25 protein-coding genes are annotated in these 24,386 nt (G+C 28.0%); all 25 read right to left on the bottom strand.

The window, feature by feature from the left end; translation table 11 throughout:
* Positions 1-141: 141 nt before the first annotated feature.
* The 25 genes from recN to KGF48_RS05970 all read right to left on the bottom strand — a co-directional run bounded on the left by recN (position 142) and on the right by KGF48_RS05970 (position 24,299).
* The gene (gene recN / locus KGF48_RS06090; RefSeq protein ID WP_227840563.1) at positions 142-1,821 is read right to left on the bottom strand and encodes a DNA repair protein RecN; all 1,680 of its coding nucleotides are present in this window, start codon (positions 1,819-1,821) and stop codon (positions 142-144) included.
* 19 nt (positions 1,822-1,840) lie between these two features.
* Positions 1,841-2,653, bottom strand: coding sequence for a TlyA family RNA methyltransferase (locus KGF48_RS06085; protein WP_227840562.1), 813 nt, complete (start codon positions 2,651-2,653; stop codon positions 1,841-1,843).
* A 119-nt stretch (positions 2,654-2,772) separates the two neighbouring features.
* Entirely contained in the window at positions 2,773-4,632 is a 1,860-nt protein-coding gene (dxs, locus tag KGF48_RS06080; protein ID WP_227867820.1) for a 1-deoxy-D-xylulose-5-phosphate synthase, read from the bottom strand.
* Positions 4,633-4,666: 34 nt separating this feature from the next.
* Positions 4,667-5,104, bottom strand: coding sequence for a divergent PAP2 family protein (locus KGF48_RS06075; RefSeq protein WP_227840560.1), 438 nt, complete (start codon positions 5,102-5,104; stop codon positions 4,667-4,669).
* A gap of 29 nt (positions 5,105-5,133) precedes the next feature.
* Positions 5,134-6,021 (bottom strand): polyprenyl synthetase family protein, encoded by an 888-nt coding sequence (locus tag KGF48_RS06070; protein WP_227840559.1) that lies wholly within the window; start codon positions 6,019-6,021, stop codon positions 5,134-5,136.
* A gap of 2 nt (positions 6,022-6,023) precedes the next feature.
* Positions 6,024-6,239 (bottom strand): exodeoxyribonuclease VII small subunit, encoded by a 216-nt coding sequence (xseB, locus tag KGF48_RS06065; RefSeq protein WP_227434125.1) that lies wholly within the window; start codon positions 6,237-6,239, stop codon positions 6,024-6,026.
* Between the two features lies 1 nt (position 6,240).
* Positions 6,241-7,446, bottom strand: coding sequence for an exodeoxyribonuclease VII large subunit (gene xseA / locus KGF48_RS06060; protein ID WP_227840558.1), 1,206 nt, complete (start codon positions 7,444-7,446; stop codon positions 6,241-6,243).
* Entirely contained in the window at positions 7,443-8,555 is a 1,113-nt protein-coding gene (locus KGF48_RS06055; protein WP_227840557.1) for an O-sialoglycoprotein endopeptidase, read from the bottom strand. Before KGF48_RS06055 ends, xseA begins: the two co-directional genes overlap by 4 nt.
* On the bottom strand, positions 8,539-9,045 hold the full coding sequence (gene nusB / locus KGF48_RS06050; RefSeq protein ID WP_227827111.1) for a transcription antitermination factor NusB: 507 nt from the start codon (positions 9,043-9,045) through the stop codon (positions 8,539-8,541). The genes KGF48_RS06055 and nusB overlap by 17 nt, the downstream gene beginning before the upstream one ends.
* Positions 9,046-9,129: 84 nt before the next feature.
* Positions 9,130-9,492: an Asp23/Gls24 family envelope stress response protein gene (locus KGF48_RS06045; RefSeq protein ID WP_227434121.1), complete on the bottom strand. Its 363-nt coding sequence runs from the start codon at positions 9,490-9,492 to the stop codon at positions 9,130-9,132.
* Positions 9,493-9,601: 109 nt separating this feature from the next.
* Positions 9,602-10,291, bottom strand: coding sequence for a SpoIIIAH-like family protein (locus tag KGF48_RS06040; RefSeq protein WP_227827110.1), 690 nt, complete (start codon positions 10,289-10,291; stop codon positions 9,602-9,604).
* Between the two features lie 26 nt (positions 10,292-10,317).
* Entirely contained in the window at positions 10,318-10,872 is a 555-nt protein-coding gene (locus tag KGF48_RS06035) for a stage III sporulation protein AG (RefSeq protein WP_227840556.1), read from the bottom strand.
* A gap of 11 nt (positions 10,873-10,883) precedes the next feature.
* Positions 10,884-11,495, bottom strand: a complete 612-nt coding sequence (locus KGF48_RS06030; protein WP_227840555.1) for a stage III sporulation protein AF — start codon at positions 11,493-11,495, stop codon at positions 10,884-10,886.
* 59 nt (positions 11,496-11,554) lie between these two features.
* Positions 11,555-12,760, bottom strand: a complete 1,206-nt coding sequence (spoIIIAE, locus tag KGF48_RS06025) for a stage III sporulation protein AE (protein ID WP_227434117.1) — start codon at positions 12,758-12,760, stop codon at positions 11,555-11,557.
* Between the two features lie 100 nt (positions 12,761-12,860).
* Complete coding sequence (gene spoIIIAD / locus KGF48_RS06020; protein WP_227434329.1) at positions 12,861-13,238, bottom strand: stage III sporulation protein AD; 378 nt, start codon at positions 13,236-13,238, stop codon at positions 12,861-12,863.
* 24 nt (positions 13,239-13,262) lie between these two features.
* The gene (spoIIIAC, locus tag KGF48_RS06015; protein WP_009888937.1) at positions 13,263-13,460 is read right to left on the bottom strand and encodes a stage III sporulation protein AC; all 198 of its coding nucleotides are present in this window, start codon (positions 13,458-13,460) and stop codon (positions 13,263-13,265) included.
* A 16-nt stretch (positions 13,461-13,476) separates the two neighbouring features.
* The gene (locus tag KGF48_RS06010) at positions 13,477-13,998 is read right to left on the bottom strand and encodes a stage III sporulation protein AB (RefSeq protein WP_227840554.1); all 522 of its coding nucleotides are present in this window, start codon (positions 13,996-13,998) and stop codon (positions 13,477-13,479) included.
* Positions 13,988-14,956, bottom strand: a complete 969-nt coding sequence (gene spoIIIAA / locus KGF48_RS06005; protein ID WP_227840553.1) for a stage III sporulation protein AA — start codon at positions 14,954-14,956, stop codon at positions 13,988-13,990. The genes KGF48_RS06010 and spoIIIAA overlap by 11 nt, the downstream gene beginning before the upstream one ends.
* A 199-nt stretch (positions 14,957-15,155) precedes the next feature.
* Positions 15,156-17,141, bottom strand: a complete 1,986-nt coding sequence (locus KGF48_RS06000) for a fructose-1,6-bisphosphatase (protein ID WP_227827104.1) — start codon at positions 17,139-17,141, stop codon at positions 15,156-15,158.
* Positions 17,142-17,230: 89 nt separating this feature from the next.
* On the bottom strand, positions 17,231-17,770 hold the full coding sequence (locus KGF48_RS05995) for a GNAT family N-acetyltransferase (protein WP_227827103.1): 540 nt from the start codon (positions 17,768-17,770) through the stop codon (positions 17,231-17,233).
* Between the two features lie 207 nt (positions 17,771-17,977).
* The gene (locus KGF48_RS05990) at positions 17,978-19,291 is read right to left on the bottom strand and encodes an APC family permease (protein ID WP_227827102.1); all 1,314 of its coding nucleotides are present in this window, start codon (positions 19,289-19,291) and stop codon (positions 17,978-17,980) included.
* A 21-nt stretch (positions 19,292-19,312) separates the two neighbouring features.
* A complete protein-coding gene (locus KGF48_RS05985; protein WP_227840551.1) occupies positions 19,313-20,038 on the bottom strand; it encodes a gamma-glutamyl-gamma-aminobutyrate hydrolase family protein in 726 nt (241 codons plus the stop codon).
* Between the two features lie 35 nt (positions 20,039-20,073).
* Positions 20,074-20,319: a TIGR03905 family TSCPD domain-containing protein gene (locus tag KGF48_RS05980; RefSeq protein WP_227827100.1), complete on the bottom strand. Its 246-nt coding sequence runs from the start codon at positions 20,317-20,319 to the stop codon at positions 20,074-20,076.
* A gap of 230 nt (positions 20,320-20,549) precedes the next feature.
* Positions 20,550-22,550, bottom strand: a complete 2,001-nt coding sequence (locus KGF48_RS05975; RefSeq protein ID WP_227827099.1) for a sigma 54-interacting transcriptional regulator — start codon at positions 22,548-22,550, stop codon at positions 20,550-20,552.
* Between the two features lie 30 nt (positions 22,551-22,580).
* Positions 22,581-24,299, bottom strand: a complete 1,719-nt coding sequence (locus KGF48_RS05970) for a diguanylate cyclase (protein ID WP_227840550.1) — start codon at positions 24,297-24,299, stop codon at positions 22,581-22,583.
* Positions 24,300-24,386 lie beyond the last annotated feature (87 nt).

Raw genomic sequence — 24,386 nt, 5'->3', positions numbered from 1 at the left:
TATACAAGATTTATTTAAATTATAATTTTTATTTATTTTTGATATCCAGATTAAATATTTTAAAATACTTTCATCATAAAAAATAGATGTAAAGTATTCAGATAAAATATTCTCTACATCTATTTAAAATAAACTTTTTCCCTAACTTTTTTTGGCCATTTCAATAATTTCGCTTGCATGTTCTATAGTTTTTTCTGTTATATTATTACCTGCTATAAGTCTTGCAATTTCATTTTTTCTTTGAGATTGATTTAATTTCTTGACATTTGTAAATGTTCTATTATTTGAAGTATCTTTTTCTATACAATAATGAGTATCTGCATTTGCAGCAATTTGAGGTAAATGAGTTATACATATTATTTGTTTTTTCTTTGCTATATCACTCAATTTCTCACCAACAATTTGTGCAGCTATACCACTTATCCCTGTATCTATTTCATCAAACACTAAAGTATCTATATCATCTATATCAGCCAATATAGTCTTAAATGCCAACATAAATCTAGACATTTCACCACCTGATGCAACTTTATATATAGGTTTGATATCTTCCCCTAAATTGAAAGATATCATAAACTCAATATCATCTATTCCATTTATGGTAAATGAACTTTCTTCAAAATTAACTTTGAACATTACATTTTTCATATTTAAACTTTTTAGTTCATCAAGAAGTATTTCCTCTAATTGAATTGCCACTTTATTTCTTGCTTTAGTCAATTTGATGGCTTTTATTTTTAGCTCTTCTTCTATTTTTATCAATTGATTTTTTAGTTGTTCAACTCTTTCATCTCTATTTAATATCTCATCCAATCTATCTTTTGTCTTTTCATAATATTCAAATATAGCTTCTATACTATCTCCATATTTTCTTCTTAAGTTATTAATCTCATCAATTCTAAGTTCAATCTGTTCCAATTCATAAGGCTCAAAATCTATATTATCTTTGTAATTTCTTATATCACTAGATATATCTTGTAGTTCATACATTATTCTTTCTATAGTTTCACTGTATTCACTTAAAACACTGTCATATTTAGATATATCATTAAGCTCTTTAGATGCAATACCTATCAAGTCAATGACATTATACTCACCATTATGTAATTTACTATAACTTAAGTTTAAATTATTATATATCTTTTCACTATTTCTATACACATCTCTTTGCTTTAATAAATCTTCATATTCATTTTTATTTAAATTTGCAGCCTCAATTTCATTTATTTGAAATCTTAATAAATCTATTTCTCGTTGAATCTGCATATCATCCTTATTTTCTGTTAAAGAATTCAAAGCTCTTTTTACTTCACTATATTTGTAATACACTTTTCTATAATCAGCTTTAAACTTATCTAGTTCATTTTCTCCAAATAAGTCTAGAAATTTTAAGTGTGTATCCTTATTGAATAAAGCTTGATTTTGATGTTGACCATGTATATCTATAAGTGTAGATGCAATTTCCTTTAGAAAAGATACTTTAACAGTCCTTCCATTTACTCTAGCAGTACTTTTCCCATCTGAATATATCAATCTAGTTATAACCAATAAATTATCATCTTCTATACTTATATCATTTTCATCTAATACTTTTTTTAGATATACGTTATCTGAGAAAAATATAGCTTCAACAAGTCCCTTATCTGTACCTTTTCTTAAAAAAGACCTATCATATTTCTCACCTAGACAAAGCCCAAGTGCATCTATTATTATAGATTTTCCTGAACCAGTTTCACCTGTAAGTATATTTAAGTTTTTATCAATACCCAGCCTTAGTTCTTCAACTAAGGCACAATTTTTCATATATAATTCGAGGATCAAGTCTAAGCCCCCTTTTATTCTATTTCTCTAAATTATGAGAAGCCTCAACAACTTCTACTATTTTTTTGTCATACATATCACTATCAAATTCATATCCTTCATTTCCATTTTTTAAATGAATTAAATATTCTATATTTCCTTCTGGACCCTTAATTGGAGAAAAATCCAACCCTAAAATTTCAAATCCATTTTGTACTGAAAAATCAGAAATCATTTTTATAACTTCTATATGTGTAGATTTTTCTCTAACTACACCTTTCTTGCCTACCTTTTCTCTTCCTGCTTCAAATTGAGGTTTTATCAAGGCTACAATTTCTCCATTATGAATAACTAATTCTTTTGCTTTTGGAAGTACTAGTTTCAATGATATAAAAGATACATCAATTGATGCAAAATCTGCAAATTGTTTTGTATCTTCTATTGTTACATTTCTTATGTTTGTTCTTTCCATACAAACAACTCTATCATCTTGTCTCAATTTCCACGCAAGCTGACCATAACCAACATCAATGGAAAATACTTTTATAGCTCCATTTTTTAGCATACAGTCTGTAAAACCACCTGTAGATGCTCCTATATCCATACACACTTTTCCATCAATAGTTAAGTCGAAGTTTTTCATTGCTTTTTCAAGCTTTAGCCCCCCCCTACTAACATATGGTATTGGATTTCCTTTTACTTCTATAGCACACTCCTCTTTTACTTCTGTACCTGCCTTATCACATCTTTGATTATCAACAAAAACTAGCCCAGCCATTATTGCTTTTTTAGCTCTTTCTCTACTCTCAAAATGTCCTTGCTCTACTAACAATAAATCTATTCTTTTCTTCATAAAATTACCTTTCTGTTAAAAGCTACTTTAATATTGACTAAAGTAGCTTAAAGTAACACACTCGATATTTATTCTAAGTGACAAATTTTAAATTTTATATTAAATTGAATCAATATTATTTATACTAACTTTCTTATTTTATCAGCAATGCACTTTGGCGATAATCCTACAAAATTATATAGTTCATCTGCATTGCCATGTTTTATAAACTCTTCTGGTATTGCTATATTAAGTATATTTACTTTATATCCATTATCTATAATAAATTTACTTATTCTATTTCCAAACCCACCAGTAATAACATTATCTTCTACTGTAACTACATTTTTATGATTCTTAAATAAAGCATGCAACATCTCTTCATCCATTGGCTTTAAAAATCTAGCATTAACTATTGTTGGATTTATACCTTCTTCTAATAATATTTCTTTAGCTTCTAGAGCATGTTTCACCATATTTCCAATAGAAAGTATGACTGTATCTTGTCCATCATCTAATATCTCATATTTACCTAACTTAATTTCTTTGTATTCTCCTTTATTTAGATAGTAACTATTTCCTCTTGGATATCTAATTGCCAAAGGAGAATCCAATTTTAATGATAAATCCATCATAAGTTCCATTTCTCTTGTATCTTTTGGAGCCATTACTACAATATTTGGAATAGAATTTAAGTAACTTAAATCAAACATACCATGATGAGTTTCACCATCATTTCCAACTAGGCCAGCTCTATCTATAAGAAAAGTAACTGGTTTTTTTGTTATACATACATCATGAATAACTTGGTCATATGCTCTTTGCAAAAATGACGAATATACAGCAAAATAAGGCTTCATACCATTTTTTGCAAGACCTGCCGCAAACCCTGTTGCATGTTGTTCAGCTATACCAACATCATAATATCTTTTCGGGTAAGCACTTTCAAATAAGTTTAATCCTGTCCCAGATGGCATTGCAGCTGTTATTGCTACTATTTCTTCGTTTTTGCTAGCCATCTCAACTAATTTTTCACCAACACTGGTTGACATAGACTTAACTTTAGAAGATGTTACTCCTGTCTTTATATCAAACTTTGATACTCCATGATATTTATCAGGTTGTTCCTCTGCAAATTTATATCCTTTTCCTTTTTTTGTAATAACATGTAAAAGTACAGGTCCTTTTTTATGTTTAGCTTTTCTAAGTGTTTCTATTAATTCTTTAGTATTATGACCATCTATAGGCCCATAATATTTTATACCTAATGAATCAAAAAATGAACAATCTTGAGGAGAAAAACTATATATTAATTTATCCTTAAATCTATGTGCAGTCTTAGATAAAATTTCACCTGTTGATGTAACATTTAAAATTTTATCAACTTCATCTGTCATTTTAACAACTGTTGAATTTCTTATAATACTTGATAGATATTTAGACATTCCACCAACATTTTTATCTATGGACATCTCATTATCATTAAGAATTACTATCATATTAGTATTTATATATCCCAATTGATTTAAAGCTTCAAGCGCCATACCTCCAGTTATAGAACCATCTCCAATTACAGATATAACACTATAGTTTTCTTTTTTTATATCTCTAGCACAGGCAATACCTGTTGCCACAGAAATAGATGTACTGCTATGTCCTGTGTCGAAAATATCATGAGGACTTTCACTCTCCTTTGGAAAACCACTTAGTCCATTGAATTGTCTTAAAGATACAAAACAATCTTTTCTTCCAGTAACCATTTTGTGAACATAAGACTGATGTCCTACATCCCATACGATTTTATCTTTAGGGCTGTCAAACACTTTATGAAGTGCTAATGTTAACTCAACTACACCTAAGTTAGAAGCTAAGTGTCCTCCTGTCTTGGAAACAGATTTTACTAAAAATTTTCTTATATCCTTTGCAAGTAAATCCATTTCTTCTATGCTCATATTTTTTATATCTTTTGGAGAATCTACTTTATCTAAATATTTATACATATTATCCTCACCTTTTATTTTGTAAATTTTAAATTTACATCAATATTAAAGCTGTTACTATACCAAGTAAAGCTCCAAACCAAACCTCTAGTGGTGTGTGACCTATTAATTCTTTTAATTTCTTCTGTTCTATATGCTTTCCATGTTGAAGGTCTGCTACCATCTGATTCAATATAGTAGCTTGTTTACCAACAGCACGTCTAACACCTGCTGCATCATACATTATAATCAGTGCAAGCACAGTAATTATAGCAAAATCAGTAGAATTAAACCCTTTTTCAATACCTACCACTGTAGCTAAACTTGTAACAAAAGAACTATGAGAACTAGGCATACCTCCTGAAATGAGTATTCTTGAAAACTCAATTCTCTTTCCCTTCCCAGTAAATATCTTTATGAATTGTGCTAAGAAACAAGCAATAAGACTTATTCCCAAAGCCCCATTGTTAAAAATCTCCGAAAAAAAGTCCATTTTTCCCTCCTCGATTTTAGCTGTATATTTTAATATTCTCTATCTATTATATATTCAGCCAATCCCTTTAAAAAATCTACATTGTCAGATAATTTTTCTATACTCTTCTTTGCCTCATCTATTAAATTATGTGCAATTTCTTTAGATTTATCTAATCCTAAAAGAGATGGGTATGTTGATTTATGATTCTCTATATCACTTCCAACTTTTTTCCCTAATTTTGCTTCATCTCCTACTATATCTAGTATATCATCTACTATCTGGAATGATAATCCGATATTTTTTGCATATTTAGTTATTTCTTCCATTTGTTCTGAATTTGCTCCACCTATAGTTGCTCCTGCTCTCATACATCCAACCATCATTGCCGCAGTTTTATTCATATGTATATAATCTAATTTTTCTTTTTCAATTTGTTTATTTTCACTTTCTACATCTACTACTTGCCCACCTATCATTCCATATATTCCAGCACCTTTAGCAATTTCATTTATAGCTTTTAGATATTTTTCTGGATTTTCTTTATTTATTGAACCTGCAAGCATAACTTCAAAAGCATAGTTCAGTAAAGCATCTCCTGCTAAAATTCCCATTGCTTCTCCATATACCTTATGATTTGTTGGTCTTCCTCTTCTTAAATCATCATTGTCAAGAGCTGGTAAGTCGTCATGTATAAGTGAGTATGTATGTATCATTTCAATTGCAATAGCAAAAGGTATAGCTTCTTCTTCATTTCCTCCAACTACCTTACAGGCTTCTAATGTAAGTATTGGTCTTAATCTCTTACCTCCAGCGCTCAAGCTGTAGTTCATAGCCTCAATAACAGTTTTTTGATAACCTTCTTCTTTTGGCATATATTCTTTAAGTACATCTTCTATAAAACTTGCTTTTTCTTTTAAATGTTGTTTAAATTCCACTTTTATTCCTCCTCTATTCTAAAATCCTCTTCTATTCCTAATTGATTAAATTTACTTATTTTTAATTTGGCATCATCCAAAAGCTTATTACAATGTTTATAAAGACTAATTCCTTCTTCATATAAGCTTAAAGATTCATCTAAGCTAGCATTCTTAGATTCTAGCTCATTTAAAATGCTCTCCAATCTTTTGTAAGCTTCTTCATAGGTTAAGTTCATATTATACCTCTTTATTTTCAATTTTATCTATTATACATTCTAAATTTCCATCTTTTAATACTATATCTATGTTATCTTCAGTTTTCAATCTTTTTATACTATTTATTACTTTTCCGTTTTTTTGAACTATACTATAACCTCTGTCCATAGTAGCTAATGGACTTAGGTTATGAAGTAATGCTCCAACCTTTATTAATTTTTCATCTTCTAATTTTAAATTATTTTCTATTCCAAAAATTATTTTATCATATATTTTATCTAATTGTATAACTTTATCTTTTATTGTATAAGAATCTAAATAGTTATTTATTTTATTAAACACTGATTCTAACTTGTATTGGTCTAATTCAACTTGGTTTATAAGAGACTTGTTCAGTCTGCTTTTTATATTCCCAAGTTTATATTTTATATCCTCTAATGATGGAGTTGCAATCTCAGCCGCTGCTGATGGTGTTGGAGCTCTCATGTCAGACACAAAATCACAAATAGTAAAATCAGTTTCATGCCCAACTGCTGATATTATTGGAATTTGAGAGTTAAAAACTTCTCTTGCTACCATTTCATCATTAAAAGACCAAAGTTCTTCTATTGAACCCCCGCCTCTACCAACTATAACTGTATCCACATTCTTCATATGATTAAAAAATCTAATTGCTTCACATATTTCTTCTGCTGACTTATCTCCTTGAACAGTTACTGGATAAAGCTTTATATTGACTTTTGGATATCTTCTTTTTATTACATTTATTATATCTCTTATAACAGCTCCTGTTGGAGATGTTATAACTCCAATTGAATTTGGCATTCTAGGTATAGGTATTTTGTATTTAGAATCAAACAAACCTTCCTTATTAAGTTTTTCTTTTAATTTGTTAAATTCTATGTGTAAATTCCCAATTCCCTCTATTTCAATTTCGTTAATATATAATTGATATGCACCATCTCTTTCATAGACTGATATATATCCACTAGCTACAACCTTTACTCCATTGTCTAATTTTAGATTACGATTAAAATTACTTTTAAAAATTACACAGTTTAGCTTTGAAGTTTCATCCTTTAATGATAAATAAACATTTCCACTACTATGTATTTTAAAATTAGAAATTTCTCCCTTGACTTTAAGATTAGAAAGTATTGGGTCATTTATTAAAATTCTTTTAATATATGAATTTGCTTCGCTTATATCTAAAGCTCTTAGTTTCATATTTTTTCTCCTAAAAAGTTATTCAATCCTATTATAGCACACCCAACAGCATTATCAGTTGAATATTGTGGCTCTGTAAAATGAGCTTTTATACAATTTTTCCTTAGTTTTAAACTTAATTCTTTAAGGATATACTTACTTGCAGAAACTCCACCTGCAAAAACTACTTCTTCTACATTGTAAGCTTCACACAAATATATTAAAGATTTAAACATGTTTCTAACTATTGAATCCAGCACTAATTTAGATATATATTCTTTTTTATCTTTATTAATATCATCTCTATTGTCATCTATAATTTTATTCACCTGATTTTCTAATCCAGATAAATTCATATATCCATCTCTTACAGAAGTTTTTAGACCACTTTCTATTTTTAGATTACAATTTAAAGCATTTTCATCTAGATATTTCCCTGAAGGGAATTTATATCCTAGCTTGACACCTATTCTGTCTATAAGTTGTCCAAAGCTAATATCTTTACTTCCTCCAATTATATTTATATTATATCCAAAATTATTGTATAACTTACTTTTACCATCTTTTTTAGTATTTATTTTATCTGTTGCATCTAAATTTATTTTATTACTTATTTTAGTTATTACATCTAAATCTTTGTCATTTGTATCATAATTATTATCATGCTTAGTTATCAAAAGTATCTCTGTCGTACCACCTGACATATGAACAGAAATAAATTTGTTATTATTTTTCAATTTACTATTTAATAAACTAGCCTCAATATGATTTTCCTGATGAGTAGTTTCATAAAATTTACATCCATGTATACTTGACAGTAACTTTCCAAAATTGTACCCAACATTAAATACAGGCATGTATGAACTTTCAACTGGTCTAGGCTTAATAGATGAACAAACTCCTTCTATGACAAACTTATCCCCAAATGATTTTATCCTATCACTAAGTAATCCTAAATTATTTACGTGTTGAAATACAGCTTCACTCTGTCTCAATCCTTTTGAATTTGCCTTTACTTCTAGCATTATTTTTTCATTAAAAATAACTTTCTTCTCTAAAGAGATAGCTGCTATAGAAGTAGTATAGCAGCTAGTATCAATTCCAATTATTATATTATTGTCCAATTTCATCAACAACACTTCCTAATATTCCATTTATAAATTTAGGAGATTTATCATCACAATATATCTTTGCAAGTTCCACAGCTTCATTTATTGATACTTTATTAGGAGTGTCTAAATAAACTATTTCACACACTGATAATCTAAGTATAGACACATCTACCTTTGGCATTCTATCTACTGTCCAATTTTTAGCATGCTTATTTATTAATTCATCTATCTTATCATGATTCTCTCTTAGTGCTTTACATACTGTATTTATATATTCTCTATCTATTATATCTTCAAGTTTAGTATCTTCTAATTTTAATTTTGCATTATTTGAGTACTTAAGTGTAAGTTCTTCATATCTATTTATAATATGTTCTGAATTATCTTTTAAGAAAGAATCTACTTTATCGTCTAAACCTTCAAATTCCTCTTTATTAATATTTATTTGGTATATAAGTTTCATTATATATTCCCTTGTTGTACTTTTTTGTGCCCTATCTTTTTTCATCAATTAAAATTCTCCTTTAAGTTTAATTATCTATATAAAATCAAATGCCAACAAAAAACCCTCTGACTTTTCAGAGGGCTAATATTAATTTTTCTTAGTTGCTTTTACTTCTTCTTTATCAACTTTATCTTTCTTAAAGCTGATTCCTTGAATGTGTATATTTACTTGAGAAACCTTCAGTCCTGTCATTGTCTCAACAGTATTTTTTACATTTTCTTGAACTTTAAAAGCTGTATCTGGTATTGACATGCCATACTTTATCATAACCATTACGTCTAAATTAACATCCTCTTCCTCTATTTGTATTTTTACTCCATTATTTTTTAACAACTTATCTGTTAATGTTGCTGTAGTTTCTATGCCCTCAACTTCTAATGCTGCTAAGCCAGCTATTGTAGCTATTACATCATTAGATATTTTTACTTGTCCAAATTTATTATCTTCCATATTAAAACTTACCTCCTGATTTTAAGGAACTATTTTTATAAGTATAATAATACCAAATACAACTCTACTTTGCAAGAAAATAACCTCAGTTAATTCTGAGGTTTATAATTTACTTAGTATTATTATTTGTAAGTTTAATATTTTCATACTTTACATTAGCTTGTTCTGCAACCAAATCAAATATTTTTGCTGCATCTTTCTTATCTAACTTAGCTTCATTTACAACAACATTGACTTTGCTATCACTTATATAAACTAATGCTTCTTCATATCCTTTTGTACTCAAAAGATTTTCTATTTGAAGTTCCTTTTCTTGAGTTTTAACTATATTTAATTTCATATTAGAAGCTTCTTTTCTAGATTCCTCTGTTGTAGATGGATTATTTATCATTTCATTTAAATCTTGAACTAATTCATTTCTTTGTTTTTCTCTATTCATTTTCATATCTAAAATATAAGATGCTTTTTTCATATTCTTTTCAGATGATAATTGAGCTTTTATTTCCTTACTTGTTTCAGTTACTTTTTCCTTCACCTTACTAGCCTTACTATCAACTATATCAATGTCAGCACTCTCTTTGCTATCTTGTTTATTTGTTGCATCTGAATCTTCTTTGTTGCTACTATCACTATCATCAGTAGTATTTTTCTGTAATTGAGCTTCTTCGTATGCTTTAAATTCTTTTGATGTTTCTAGTAAAGATTTCTTACTAAGTTGATAGTTTACTGTTCCTACTATTACTAACATTGCAGTTAAAGTTATTATTACAAATCCTCTTCCCTTATAATTAAACTTCATTCATTTATCCCCCCGGTTATATGTATTTATTTAGAATATATTTCTACTTGATGACCTGCTACTTGTAATGATGTTTGAACTGCACTATAAAGTGTTTCTTTGACATTTGGATTACTAGCTCCACTTGCTACTACTATCACTCCTTTTATCTTTGGCTCTGTAGTTTTTATAACTACAGGGTCACTTGAATTTGAAGTTATCATTGTTTTATTTTCACTTGAAGTTGTAACTGTTCTTTCTCCACCTTGTGCATCTTTCTCTTCTGTTGTTTCTGTTGTTTGATTTGAATTAAAAGCAGGTTGTATTTCTTCACTTGACTCAAATGTAATCATTACATCAACATCTCCTGCTCCATCAATTTTAGATAGTATTGTTGTTAATTTTGATTCTAAATCGTCTTTTTCATGTTCCTTAGCAATTTGTTTTTCAGTCTTTTTGTCAGCATCTGTTTTTCCAACTTTTTTATCAGTTTTGCTACTTGGAAAACAAGATAATAGTACTAATGACACCACACATATTCCAGCTATAGTTATTAGTGAATATACCTTTCTCTTATCTTTGTCGTTTAAGTTTTTAAACATTCTTCCAACTCCTATTTATCAATTTGTATAGTTTCTATAGAAACATCAAGCACTTTTATTAGGTCATTTTTTAGTTTGTCTTCATTTAGATTCAGTCCATACTCTGTACCTTTTTTAAAAACTTGTTTAGAATTTTCTTTGTCATTAGAGTTTATGCTATCTTCATCTCCTTTAGTACTATTATTTTTATTTTCTTCATCAATATTGCTCTTTGACATATCATTTTTTTCTTTTATTTTTATATTATTTATATTTGCACCATTAAGCTCTATATCTTCTAAATCATAACCATATTCATCAAGCTTTAGCTTAAGCACTTCTTTTAAACCATCTTCATACCCCTTAGACAAGCTAGTATTTCCAGTCTCTTCTGCTAAAGCATTTGTACTATCTACATATTCCTTATTGTAATTTCCCATAGATTTTAAGATTCTATCTTCTAAGCTCATATCTTTTGAAAAAAATCCTACCACTGGAGTTATTACAATAAATACAAATATAAAATTTAACACCAAGTTCACATATGGCTTTATCTTGGAACTAGGTAAAATCATATCAACTATATTTACTATGAATGCTCCTATTAAAATACTAACTATCCATGTCTTTATGCCCTCTAACATAGCATCCTCCTCTCTAAAACATTTAAATTAAAAGTAGTTACTATTTATTAATCTATACATTATCCTTGACTTACTACACTTATCGAGGTCAAAATAGCTACAGTCACAAAGAACATTATTGTTATAGCAATTACTGATGCCAACATTATTATCATTAGATTTGCGACTTCATTTAAAAAATTTGATATTCCATCTTCTCCAACAGGCTCTACAATTATTGCTGCCAATTTATATACCACTATCACGGATAAAATTTTTATCACTGGAAGTAAACAAATCCCAATGAGTAAGATAAGTCCTATTCCACCAAATATATTTTTTATAAGTTGAGATGAAGATAGTAAAATATCCACAGAATCTGATACAAATCCACCAACAACTGGTATAAAGTTACCTATAGCAAACTTCGCAGTTTTTACACTGAATTTATCAAAACTAGTTACATATAACCCTTGTATAGATACAAGTCCTAAATATACAGTAAACATAGCCCCAATAGAAACATAATTTATTTGTTTTACAAAAGAAAAAAATCTTTTCAGCCTTATGTTTTTTGATAAATTATTTATTATTAGAATTCCAAATGCAACAGTTACTGATACAAATAAAAATTTCTTGAAAAACACATTTATAAATGTCACTCCTCCTATAAAAATAGGATTTAAAGTGGTAGATGTTATTGGAAATCCAATTAAAAGTAAAAATGTTATTAGTATTGGCATTATGACTTGCATAAGACCTACAGTATGGTCTATTGCATCATAACAAATTTGTAGTACATCTTTAAATCCAATTAAAGTGAGCGATACCATTGTGATAAATATTATATACGTTGCTATTTGACTAACTGCACCTGATGAAAAAGAATTCTCTAAACTTTTTAAAATAGATGACAATAAAGCTAATACTAAAATTACTGCCACTACCTTTAAACTTGCTTTAAACTCATCAAACATCAATATCTTCAGTCCATCTTTATTAAATAAATCTAAAATATTTTTTTCTCCACTAATTAAGTCTTTTACAAACGATTTTAAATTAACATCATTAATGACTATTTCTTTATTTATATAATCTTGAATTTCATTTATATCTAGCTTGTCTAACTGACCATCAATATATTTATCTATGCTACTCTTAGCTTCACCATATTCTTTATCTTCGCTACTTGGAACCTCATTAGCGAATATTATAATGGCAAAGATATTTACAAAAAAGAAAGTCAATACAAATCCCATAATCATTGGTAAAAATCTTTTTTTCATAAGCAACCATGCCTCTCTTCACTCTATAAACCTCAATACAACAAAATATCCTTTAAATAACAACTAATATATCTATAGCTATCTACCTCAACATAAATAACTATGGAATTATATTCACCACCATTTCTACAATGGATAAAAGTATAGGGAAAGACATTGACATAACTATTATTTTTCCTCCAAACTCTAGTTTTGAAGCAATGTTTCCTTCCCCACAATCTTTACAAAGTTGTATTGCAAATTCCATTAAATATGCTATTCCAATTAATTTTATTATTAAAGATATATACATAGTTGGAATATTAGCTTTATTAGCTAAATCTTGTATGCTATCTATTATAAAATTTAGCTTAAACATAACTGATAATAATATTGTTACTCCAGTTATTATTGCTATGAAATTTGCTATCTCTGGTCTATCTTTTTTTATTACTAAACAGAGTGTAGTTGAAATGATTGCAATTCCTATTAATTGCATTATTTCCAAATTACTCCCTCCTCTTTAGTAAAGTTGAAACATTGTTCTTACAGTATTAAATAAATCACTTATTTCTGTTATTACCATTCCCAACACGATTATTACACCCGCCAAAGTAGTAAGTCCAGCCCAATCTTTTCTGTCTGTTTTTTCCAATATCATATTCAATACTGATATTAGAATACCTACACCTGCAACCTTTAATATCAATGATATCTCCATAATAAACCTCCCCATATTAAATCAATATAATACATATACCTATGCCTATAAATGTTACTAATTTTTTATATAGTAACCCTTTTTTACTTATGTCTTCTTTTGTTTCATAGGTTTGTTTTTTCAGATTTTCTATAGATAAATCTATCATTCTTTGTTGGGACTCTATATCACTTTTTCCCAATGTAAGAATTAGATTTTTTAATTCCTCAATTTCTTTACTTCCAAGATAAGTTTCTTTAACTAAAATTTCAGTATTCTCTGATATTATCTCTTCTAAAGTTTTGCTTTGTTCATTGTGAAGTTCTTCTGAGATTTGATAGAAAAAACTCCAAAAACAAAAGTCTTTATTGCATCCTATCCTTCTAAAAATTTCTTCTAATGTATAAAGCCCAAAAGATAAATCCATCCTTAATATTTCTAAAACTCTTATTAAATCATTTAGCTGTTTGTGTCTTCGTGTATAGGTTTTGTATATATGCTCACCTATCAAATAACTACTTCCTATTAAGAGTGCTATAATAATTATCTTAATTTGCAAAGTACCATCTCTTTTCTTCTAAATCATAAATTTTTTCAATTGTCCCTGCACCTTTCTTAGCAGAAAGAATTATAACTTTTTTAAACAATTCTTTGTCTAAGAGTTTGTTTAGCTCTTTTCTATTTTGTATATCGTCCATTGAATCTCCATGTACAGTAGTTATTAATCCAATACCTCCATTTAATGCTGTATATAATGCCTTTATTTCTTTCTCACTTCCAATTTCATCTGTCACGATAACATTTGGCGACATGGATCTTAAAAGCATTGTAATACCCAAATCTTTTGGGCAAGTCTCTATTATGTCAGTCCTTATTCCAACATCCATCTGTGGAATACCTAAGTAAGCCCCTGCTATCTCATTACGTTCATCTACTAGTGCTACCTTCAATCCTTTAAATCCATATTCCTCATTACCATTACTTAAATTTCTTACTATATCTCTAATTAAAGTTGTCTTTCCACATTGAGGTGGTGATATTATCAAGGTATTATTAATTTGATTTTTACCTTTTATGATATGACTTAAAATCTTATTTGAACATCCTATGACTTCTCTTGATACTCTTATATTTAAAGATGATATGTGTTTTATATTTTTGACTTGTCCATCTTCTACTATTACTTTTCCAACTAACCCTACTCTATGGCCTCCTCTCAAAGTTATAAATCCTTTTTTTATATCATCCATAAATGAATGTATTGAGTATTTACATATTATTTGAAAAGTTTGCTCTATATCTTCCCTTGTCACTATATATGAATCGTGCTGATTTAAATCAAGTACCATAGTTTTTTGATTATAAAAATAATCTTTAGAGTTTGCATTTAGTATCAATGGTTTTTGTGAACGTAATCTAATTTCTTCTATGTTTAGATTATTGTTTGAGATTTTTTCTACCTTCTCTCTTATGTTTGTAGAAAGAGAGTTTATTATTTCATCTGAAAGTTTATTCATTTCTTGTCCTCCTCCTTTGTTTATATAATTCTATTTATAAAGGACAAGGAATATTACCAAAACATATATAATTTTTTTAATAATATTTATCTATAAAAAAATGAACCCTATTGTTTAGGATTCACTTAGTAAGTAAATTATTATAAAAATAAAAACTAAGACCACTCTCAAGCATAGAGTCGTCTTAGTTTTTTATTGTTTACATTTCTTTTATTAGCCCTTTTTTATAGGCCATTAAAAGTAATTTTAAGTCTTCTATTTCTTCTTGTATTTTTAGACCCTCATCAGTATCTCTCACCATTTTTCTCTTTGCCTTATGCTCTACTACAACAGTTGTCGATAAGATATCGCTTTCATTTGCAATAGCCTCCTCAGCAGAATTAAATGGTTCATGTGATACTAGTTGTAAAGTTCTAGAATTATATATCAAAGTGTATCCAGCTATACCAGTAGTTTTTTGATATGCTCTAGAAAAACCACCATCTATAACAAGAATTTTTCCATTAGCTTTTATTGGGCTCTCTCCATTTTTACTTTCTACAGGAACATGCCCATTTATTATATGTGATTCGTCAAGTTCTAAATCAAATTCTTCAAATATTCTTTCACAAGCAACATCACTTTCTCTAAGCTTAAAATATGGATTCTTATTTTCTTTATGAGTTTCTTTTTCTGCTATAAAATATCTCTCAAATGTAGTCATATCGTCTTTTCCAAATAATGATGAACATTTTCCAGTCCACAAATACCACATAATATCCATACCATATAATTTTTCTTCTGCTTTATCCTTAAAGAAAAAACCTTCTCTTGCTAGAGATTCCATCTTATCCATAAGGATTTTACCTTTATATTCTTTTCCCATTATATTCATAGACATAAAACTTCCATCTTCATTCAATGGGACACATCCATGAATTAATAAATTTGAGTTTGCCTTTAAATATATGCTTCCTTTAGAAAATAAAAATGAAACATGCTTTTGTAATTTTTCGCTACCTCTAAATGAAGACACTAATTTTTCAATAACATTTTTTTCTTCAATACTCAATTTATATGGGTCTTTTTTATCTATTGTAGGCAAATAAGTATCTTTTAGTTTATATGTCTTTCCTTTTAAGGTAATTGTTCCCTCTTCATAATTTATCATGTTAAGCAAAAGCCTATGCTCCATTTCAAACTCAGGTCTTCTTTTTATCACTTCACCTTCAAGTTTAAATTGAATTATACTTATTGCCTTGTGCATTTTTGCCATTAAAGACTTTTCTGTTGTTGTAACACTTTGGTCATTAATCTTAGGAATAAATTCTTTACATGGGTCATCTTTATACATTTCTATTGCAAAAGTAGCTAAAGGTAATAAATTTATCCCATATATATCTTCTACAATATCTAGGTTTGCATATCTAGCTGAAATTCTAAGTGCATTTGCTATACAAGTTTTTTCACCTGATGCTGCGCCCATCCATAGTATGTCATGATTTCCCCACTGAATATCTACACAATGATGTTCAATAAGCTTATCTACAATTATATCTGGTCTCGGTCCTCTATCATAAATATCACCTATGACATGTAGTCTGTCAACAACTAACTTTTGTATAACTGTGGAAATTGCAATTATAAACTCTTTAGCTATCCCTATATCAACTATTGTCTCAACTATACTTTTATAGTATTCTTCTTTATGTTCACTTTTAATGTGTTCATGTAAAAGTTCTTCTATTATGTATTTAAAATTTTCTGGTAAAAGTTTTCTAACTTTTGACCTAGTGTATTTGCTAGAAGCGTACTTACAAAGCTCTATAAGTCTATAGATATTTATCCTATAAAAATCATCTATATTTTCCTCTTGTTTAATTATTAAGTCTAGTTTTTGCTCAGGATAGTATACAAGAGTTGCTAGCATCTTTTTTTCACTATCTCTTATTGTATTTGAAAATAATTCTTCTATTTTTCTCTTTATTACACCAGAACCATTTTTTAAAACATGTACAAATGGCTCATATTCACCATGTACATCTGTTATAAAATGTTCTGTTCCCTTTGGAAGATTTAATATAGCCTCTAAATTTATTATTTCCGTACTTGCTTTCGATATGCTCGGATATTGTTTTGATAATAACTTTAAATATTTAAGTTTACTATTTAAATATTCATCTGATATTTTACACAGATTTTTCATAATTCGTCCTCCAAAATTATATTAAGTTATATTCTTTCTTTGATTATACCATACTTAATATGATTTTTTCGAGATAAAATGTACACTAATTATATTCCTAATAAAAGTGACATCCCTATTAAATCAGTATAAACACCATTATAATAACACTCTTTCTTTAATATACTTTCTACTTCAAATCCAACTCTTTTGTATAATTCTATAGCATTATGATTTTCTTCATTAGTAACAAGAGTTATTTTCTTAGTTATTCCATTTGATTTACACCATTCTATAAGGTCTAACATAAGTCTTTTACCTAATCCAGCTCCCCAGTATTTTTCTTTAACAACAATTCCTAAAACTCCAACATGCTTTCCTTTTGCTTTTTGGTTGGAATCAATTGTAGCAATACCAGCTATCTCTCCATCTATAAATGCGATTAATTTTATTGAGTTATCAGATGCTTTTGCTGATTCTATAGAATTTTCTTGGTCTTCTAAAGATATTTTATATTCATCTTTCCCAAATGAAAGAAAATGAGTTTCCCCGCCTACTTCATTATAAAAATCTATAATAGCTTGGGCATCTTCTTTTACGCCTTCTCTAATAGATACTTCTATACCATTCTTTAAAGTTATTGCTGACATAAATTTACCTCCTAACAAGTTTTTTATCTAATAAACATAATACTATTATTTTACCTCTATTACAATATTTTTCATGTATTAATAACAATATAAGGTTATACTAAAATAAAAATTTAATAATATTTTAATATAACCTTATATATATTTGTTTATATTTAATTTTTTGATAATATTCCTCTGATAGTCAAATAATATTTACAATATAATTTAAATAACTTTCTTTAAATCTTCTCCATAAACCTTTCTATTATAGGACTTCATTATAAAGTATAGTGGTACTCCAACTGCTAATGCTCCTAATCCCATAACTAATTGGTGCATAGACGCTTGGAATAGTAACCATGTACCAACACACACTGCAATTAAAGGAATTACTGCTCCAAATGGAGTTTTAAAAGTTCCTACTAATTCTGGTCTTTTCTTTCTAAATACTAATACTGATAAAGAAGTAGGTATATATTGTATAAATCTGGCAACTGCACTTATTGCTGCTAATTCAGCAAAACTTCCAGACAAAGCTATTGGTATAGTAATTATCATAGTTGCTATTATCGCTACATATGGTGTACCATTTTTATCTTTTCTTGCAAACATTCTTGGTAACATCTTGTCATCAGCTAAGGCTACACAGCTTCTTGGATTTACAAAAGCACCACACATACAAATTCCACCAACAGAAACTAATGTACCAAAAGTAACTAATCCTGCTCCCATATTTCCAAAACATATTCTCGCCGCATCTGCAACAGGGGTAGCTGTACTAGATAATTTATCTCCTAATATACCAACACACACAACTTGATTTAATATATATATTATTGATGCAATTACTATTACACTTATAATTGCTATAGGTATATTTTTTTGAGGATTCTCCATATCTTCTGCTGCCACTGCTATAGATTCAAACCCTGTAAATGAATAAAACATTAAAAGTGCTGCTGCTCCAAATTCTGTAACTCCTGCTCCTGGTGGTACCATTGTTGAATTAGTAAAATTAGCTCCTTTTATAAAAAATACACCTATCACTATAAATAATACCAATGGAATTAGTTTACCTACTGTTATAACATTTTGTACAATTTTTGATAAAGATACACCTAATAAATTTATAATTGTAAGCCCAACTATCATAGCTACTATTATAATTTTTTGTATATGTGGGTCACCTGCAGGAGCCCATACTGCTGATAAAGATGTAGGAAAACCTACTATTAATGCTCCCCAAGAAATACATCCTATTACCCATTTCATAAGACCTACTTCAAATCCAAAAAAATCTCCAAACGCTTCTTTGGTATACACATATGCAGCACCATTTTTATTAAATTTACCTGCCACTTCAGCAAAACAAAACGCCATAGATAAAACCAATAACATATCAAACATATATACAAATATACTCGCAACACCAAATGCTTTCATTGCGTTTCCTGGTAATAGGAAAACTCCCGCTCCTACAACTGCATTAATACCTAAAAGTATAATACTTATTAATCCCATTTTATTTTTTTCGTTCATGTTTAATCCCTCCAAGGTATATTATAAAGTTGAGCAAATATTTACGAAATATTTAAACAACTTTTCCATTTTATTACAATAATCTACCATCATTTCTGGATGCCACTGTATTCCTACTACAAAATTTTCATCCTCTTTTTCAATAGCTTCTATTATACCATCTTTTGAGTATGCTATGGCTTTTAATCCTTTACCAAGTTGTTTAATACTTTGATGATGATAACTATTTGTAAGTAATTGTTTTCCTAAAATACCTTCTAAAATACTTCCTTCTTGAACATCTACCTTATGAGTAGCTACATGTCTTTTAGAAGATTGTGTATGTTTTATGTAACTTCCTTCAACAAGATTATTATCTTGATATAAAGTTCCACCTAGACTTACATTTAATATTTGTAGCCCTCTGCATATACCTAGTATTGGCTTTTTAAGTTCTAAAGCTATACTTATAGCAATTAAATCAAATTCATCTACTTCAGGATATATAAATGTTGTTTCTTCTCTTGTTTCTTCACCATATAATTGAGGATTAACATCCCATCCTCCAGATATTAAAACTCCATCAACCATCTCAATCTGTCTCTTTATAACTTCTCTATCTGTATTTACTGGAATAATAACTGGGCTACCTCCTCCCTTTAATACTGCATTTATATAATCATTATTTACATAAGATCTTTCAAGCCCAGGAAACATTCCATTTTCCATTATTATCAGATTTCCTAAAATACCTATTACTGGTTTCATAATTAAACTCCTAACTAGTTGATTGTTTTATGTACTTATTTTTTATTTATATAACTCTCTAGTGCTAGAGAAAGTTGGTCTGGACAAGATGTTGGTTTTGTTTTGCACTCTATTCCTTTTAGTTTTTGAATTACATTTTCTATATTCATACCTTCAACTAATACTTTTAATCCTTTTAAATTTCCATCACATCCACCAACAAAATTTACATTTGTAACTTTGTCATCTTTTACCTCAAATTCAATTTCTGTTGCACAAGTCCCTGTTGTTTTGTATTTCATAATTAAACCTCCCAATTATTTTGTTGTCTTATCTCTATAATTAGCAATATATATGCCAAAATTTATACTTTACGTTTATTTATTATTTATCAGGTATTCACAATGCTTCCATCAAATATTTTTTTATTTCTAGCTATAAATACAAATTTTTTTGCAAATAAAAATAGGTAATGGGTTATTTACTTATAACCTATTACCTATCTAAACCTATTATCTAAACCTATTTATATTTAATTTATATTGTTGTAAAACTTTATACCTTCTTGTGTTATTTGACTTCCACATCTTCCAGATTTAGATGATATGTATCCACACTCACTCAAATAAGACAATACCTTTCTTACTTTACTTTCAGATATTTCAATACCTTCCTCTGTAAGTTTTTCTATTATAAAACCTCTTCCAACTCCGGAAGTTAAATCTTTTCTTTCATATAGTATTCTAAGTATATACTCAAATTCTTTTTTTGTATAACTAACCCCATCATCAAAACTACTAATATATTCTGTCTTTATATAGGGTGGAAGGTCATCTTTAAAAACCATACTCTCACACATTAAACTTACATAAGAAGCAACATTTTGTAATTCTCTTATATTTCCTGGCCAATTGTATTTTTCTAGAATAACCTCAACTTCAGGAGAAATTTTTATGTTCTTTTCCAAAAAGAAGTTCATAAGAGTTATTATATCTTCTTTTCTATCCCTTAATGATGGTATATCTATTGGTAGTACATTCAGCCTATAATACAAATCTTCTCTAAATTTACCTTCTCTAATCATTTTAGGTAAATTTTTATTTGTCGCAGCTATAATTCTAACATCTATATTTATAACATTATGAGAACCTATAGGCATAACTTGTTTTTCTTGAAGTACCCTAAGTAACTTTGTCTGCAATAATGGAGGCATATCTCCAATCTCATCTAAAAATATAGTTCCATTATTTGCAAGTTCAAATAAACCCTTTTTCCCTTCTCTTAATGCTCCTGTAAAAGAACCTTTTTCATAGCCGAATAACTGGCTTTCTAATAAGCTATCTGGAACTGCAGCACAATTAACTGCTATAAAGGGCTGATTACTTCTATTAGAATTATTATGAATTGATTGGGATAATAATTCTTTACCAGTTCCACTTTCTCCTATTATTAAAACAGAGAGGTCTGATTTAGATATTTTTTTAGCTAACTCTATACACTTTGTCATCTTTTTATTCTTAGTCTTTATATCTTTAAATGTGTACTTTGCTATTTGCCCTTGCTCTCTTAATTTATTAGTAAGATTTTGTTCTAATTTTTTTATATATGTTATCTCTTGTAAATTGTAGTATATACCAGCTTTATTACCCATAGAAAATATATTTTTTTTATTTACATTTATATATTTCTTATTTGTAAATACAACTTCATCGATAATCTCTTTATCTTCAAGTAAAATCTGCAAATCTTTAGAGATAATATCTCTTATGTTTTTTCCTCGTATATTTCTGTCTATACCTAAAATTTTTAACACTTCTTTATTAAATGTATTTACAACACCATCTATTGAAGTAAATATTATTCCATCCTTTGACAAATTCAATATAACATCTTGTTCTTCTATTTTTAGAAATAATTGTCTATAATTGTCTTTGACACCATTATCTAAACTTATTAGACGTTCAGAATATGCCATCAGATTTTTCCTTATTTCCTTGACATCAATTTTAAGACCATTTATTATTTCTATAAAAGTAGATATATCAATGCACCTATTTCCTAAATCAATTACCTTATTTATATAATTTGGTACTTTTTGGGTTACTCCAGGAGTTATGGCTATATCTATATTTTCATAAGTTTGGCCTTCAATATATGGAGTAAGCTTTAAATTTTTTACTCCTATCTTATAAAATAGACTTATTGTCTCTAGTGTAGTTTCTTTTGTATCATTTACAACTAACACTTCTGTTCCATATGGTATTGAAAACAATCCATATATTTCTTTTTCTTTAAAAGTTCTTCTCACAACTATAATTTTACTATCTTGTACTAAATGCTTTCTCATGCTATTTAATCTATCATCATTCATTACTAAAACAAAATCGCCTTGTATTTTATCATCATCTTTCAAATTTTCTAAATAATAGTGATTTATATCAAGATAGTTTCCTAAAACCAATCGTATATTTTCTTCCAAGAAAGATGATAATTTAGTTATCTTATCAGTTACTATAGCTATTGATTGTTTCATATTTATACCTCATATCTATATAATATACAATTATTTGTACACTACTTTATTTCTTCCAAGCTGTTTTGCTTTATATAGATTTTTATCTGCTTCTTCTAATATATTTTTGCTGTCAGAGATATGGGATATACCTGCACTTATAGTTACAGTTACCTCTTCACTCCATTTTTTATTTGCAATTGCATTTCTTATATTGTCAATTATATCAAACACTTCTTCTCCAGACTTATCTCTTATTAATACAGAAAACTCTTCTCCACCATATCTAAATACTTTATCTTCTTGCTCGAGCATAACACAAATAGTATTTACTATACCCTTTATGACAACATCTCCAAATTTATGTCCATAATTATCATTTATAAGTTTAAAATTATCTATATCTATCATTACAAGTGCAAAGTTATCATCTTTTTCTTTGTATTTATTATACATAATATCAAAACTTTTCCTATTATAAACATTTGTAAGTCCATCATGTAAATTTTGTGCTTTAAAGTATTTCAGTCTAGTATATAAAAAAGTAGAACCTAATGTAATAATTAAAATTACACTAAATAATATTTTATAAGATTTAATTTCTTTTTTATTTTTTTCAAAAAACTCACTTTCACGTGATACCTTATCAATTATATAAAAGCTAATTTCTGAATCTCTTATACTTTTGTTCTCCTTATACTCATTTATTAATATCTTCTGATACTTATTTACAGAGTTTACATTCCCTTGTTTCTCATATATATTTAATATTTCATTTAAAGTTTTTATTTTCTCTTGAGTTAACTTTCTTTTAGTAGATATCTCTAGACTTTTTTTATAATTATCTATTGCAGAATCATAATTTTTACTTTTATATTCCAAATTTCCCATTGCCATATAATAATACATATCTTTATCTAATATGTGAACTGATTTATCATATTTTATAAGATAATTAGCTCTTTCTAAAAGAGTCTTTGCCTTTAATATATCATTTTTTCCTACATATGCATTTGCCTGCATTATAGAATCCATTATTTCAAAATCATTATAATCATCTATGTTTACAAACTTCTTATAGTCTTTTACATTGCTACATGTCTCAATAGCTTTATCATATTCTCCCAACTCTACATATATTTCTGCTAAATTTATAAGAGCATATAATCTAACCATTCCATTTTTTTCATCTTCATCAACATCTATCTTAAAAGAATCCTTTATTAATTTTTCTGCTGTTTCATATCCACCTACCTTTAAAAGTATGCTCGCCAAATCAACATCTAGTCTTGCTTTTTCATAATTATCCCCTAGTTTTTCAGCCAATTTTATAGACTTTACAGTTAAGTCTACTGCTCTAGAATAATTATTATCCATTATGTACACTGATGCTAGTCTTTTTTCTGTACTAAATCTACATTCATCGGATAACTTTACATCTGATGTTCTCATCTTTTCTAACGAATCAATAACTATCTTCGTTCCATCTGGGACATATGAAATAGTCTTTAACATATCCCATACTTCATTATATACTTTATTGTATTTTTTTTCTGAGATAGATTCAAAAGAAGTTTTGACCACTTTCTTTGCTTCATCATACTTCTTATCCGACACAAGACTTTCAGACATATATTTTCCCTTATTTATAATTTCTCTTTCTTTAAGTCCATTTTGGTCATACCCTATAAACAAAATAATACTAATAAGTATTATAGCTATAAAAATTATCTTTTTGGGTAACCTTTTTTTTGGTAGTCTAAAATTCAAAATTTTAGCCCTCCTTCTGTATATTGTAGAATAAAAACTTGCATGTATATAACCTCTCAATAATTTATGATACAATATATCAAAATG

The organism is Clostridioides sp. ZZV15-6388 (assembly GCF_020657755.1).
Lineage (GTDB): Bacteria > Bacillota > Clostridia > Peptostreptococcales > Peptostreptococcaceae > Clostridioides.
Note: the sequence above shows the minus strand (reverse complement) of the source record. Positions and strands in the feature narration are given on the sequence as shown.